The sequence below is a fragment of the Gammaproteobacteria bacterium genome (assembly GCA_003696665.1).
Taxonomy (GTDB): Bacteria; Pseudomonadota; Gammaproteobacteria; order Enterobacterales.
The window spans coordinates 1-2,153 of the sequence record RFGJ01000375.1 but is presented as its reverse complement, the minus strand read 5'-3'; the positions used below and the strand labels follow the sequence as shown (position 1 = coordinate 2,153).

General features: G+C 46.4%; 3 protein-coding genes. All 3 read left to right on the top strand.

What is annotated here, in order from left to right; translation table 11 throughout:
* Window positions 1-267 precede the first annotated feature (267 nt).
* On the top strand, window positions 268-606 hold the full coding sequence (locus D6694_09695) for a hypothetical protein (GenBank protein RMH40788.1): 339 nt from the start codon (window positions 268-270) through the stop codon (window positions 604-606).
* A gap of 487 nt (window positions 607-1,093) precedes the next feature.
* Entirely contained in the window at window positions 1,094-1,939 is an 846-nt protein-coding gene (locus D6694_09690) for a hypothetical protein (GenBank protein RMH40787.1), read from the top strand.
* A 7-nt stretch (window positions 1,940-1,946) separates the two neighbouring features.
* Window positions 1,947-2,153 (top strand): hypothetical protein (locus tag D6694_09685; GenBank protein RMH40786.1); only part of this gene is annotated, 207 nt, incomplete at its 3' end.

Genomic DNA, 2,153 nt, shown 5'->3' with positions numbered 1-2,153 from the left:
CGCTGTCCGGCCGTCAATTCGGGGTCGGGATCATCTGCCGGCGGGATTCGCTTTGGCGGACCGAGTTCTTTTTTCATTCCGGGAGTATCCGTGGGAAGCAGGGGTATTCCGGGCACCAACGGCAATCACGTTCAGCCCAGGCTGATCTCGCCAGACGGAGAAGGTGGGTCAAGTGCCAATGAGGAATTCGTGGAATGTCGTGTGCAGGCACGTGTACTTATTACAGGCGCGCGCAATGCAAAGAAGAGATTTGGTAGAGTGGGAGCAATGCTTTTCCCCGTGCGCCCCGGAGACGCAGCTATTATTCCACGGCAATTTACTGGCACACTAACCGCTGGCCCTGTGCTGCGGGAATATGCTCCTCTCATCCATGGAAGAACTGCCGCAGGAGAAGAATTCGACCGCATAGGTGACGTAATTGGCGGGACCCAATACGGTAGCGAGCCAGTCCCGAATTCGCTAACTTTGCAGGAGCGTTTCATGCAAGACAATCCCGGACTTTTGATCATTGAGCTTTACAGTGGAACCAAACCCGGTGTCATGGAAGTGGTACTGATGGTTCCAAAATCTTTCGTGGATCGTTTCGGGTGTCCACCAAAAAATTGATTTTCTTTGGGAATTAGTAATGATATCGCCAATGCGTTTTGAGACAATGAGTATCTTATCAAGATGCATGTTTACTTTTTTAACATTATTTATTATTTTTATTGTCCATAAGTCTTTTGGGAAAGGGTTGTGGCCACAAATTTCGCCTATCAGAGAAATGTATCAAATTGATTTTTCGCAAAGATCATTCCTAGTGTCGCAACGAATATTAGATACAACAGGCACTGTAAGGTATTTTCTAGTCTGTGGCGGTGGGCGTGCGTTATTGACTCCAGGATTAATACCGAAGGCACATCAGAGTTATGTTAGACCTCTTACATGTAAGTTATTTCCAGGAGACAGAGAATCTTGGGGTAATCTGCTTACCCCAGATCCCTATGATATAATTGATTCCGACATGCTGGGTCATTTTGAACTGGGGGATCTTAGGCCACCGTGCGATTCCATCCCGGGGCTCGGGCGGAAACGAGTATTTCGCTTACGTGGGATGCGATTGACACTGGCGTTAAGTCCTGTTGATGACGAAAAAGAGAAGGCGTTCGCGCATCCTTCAAGTGTGCCGTGGAAACTCAACATTTTAGTTGAGCGTGATCCGCTGGCAAAGACGGCTCGTGCGATTCCCGACGTGCCAATTAAGTTGTCAGGACCAGGGCCATATAATGATAAATATCATATTTCATGTACAAATGTGATAAGGTATAAAAAGTGGAGATTTAAAGTTTCTATCATGAAGTGTTTTAACCCTGATCTTTATATAAGAAGATGGGATTGTATTAGACCTAGTGAATTATATGAGCCATATATATGGGAGTTTAATCCATATTTTGGTCATGTTGATAGGTTATTTAAGAAAAAAAGGGTGAAACATTTATCATTGTTGCATGAGTTGGTCAGAAATTTTCCACATCCGAAAGACATTCCACTTTCGCTGGAGAAGTGGAAGGATTACCATGTATGGCTGATCTCGTGGCGTGAAAGGGTGGAAAATGCCGTCTCCAAGGCGGTTGTGAGCCGAGATGCCAAGAAGTTAGAGGATCTTGTGCCACCGTTTCCGTTTCCGTTTCAGTGTGGTGCAGTAGGGACAGATGGATGGGGATATATTACAGTGAAGAACGAGAAAGAATGGGAAGATTTGTGGAGTATTGTTTCAAAGAAAATCTTGCAAAAATTGTATAAATGGAAAAAGCCGTTTTTGAGGTTTGTGCAAATAAGTTCTCTATATAGCTTCTGGTTCTGGGATGGATTATTGCGAGTTCAGCCGGGTCTTACGATCGGAACTAATATATCTTGCTCAAAAATAAGTAACGTATCGACAGAAGAATTTGAAAAGTAATTTTCCTGTGAAATTATTTTGTTGTGGGCCGATTGCCACGGCGGGCGGGACGGCGTCGGTGAACGGTCTGGACCAGCTCACCACCAGCGGCGGCACCAGCCTCTCCTATGACGGGCGCGGCAATCTTGCGGGCCGGGGTGCGTGGGGCTACGCTCATGATGTGGAGAACAGGCTCACCCGGGTGACGGGTCCGGTGAACCTGACGCTCAGCTAT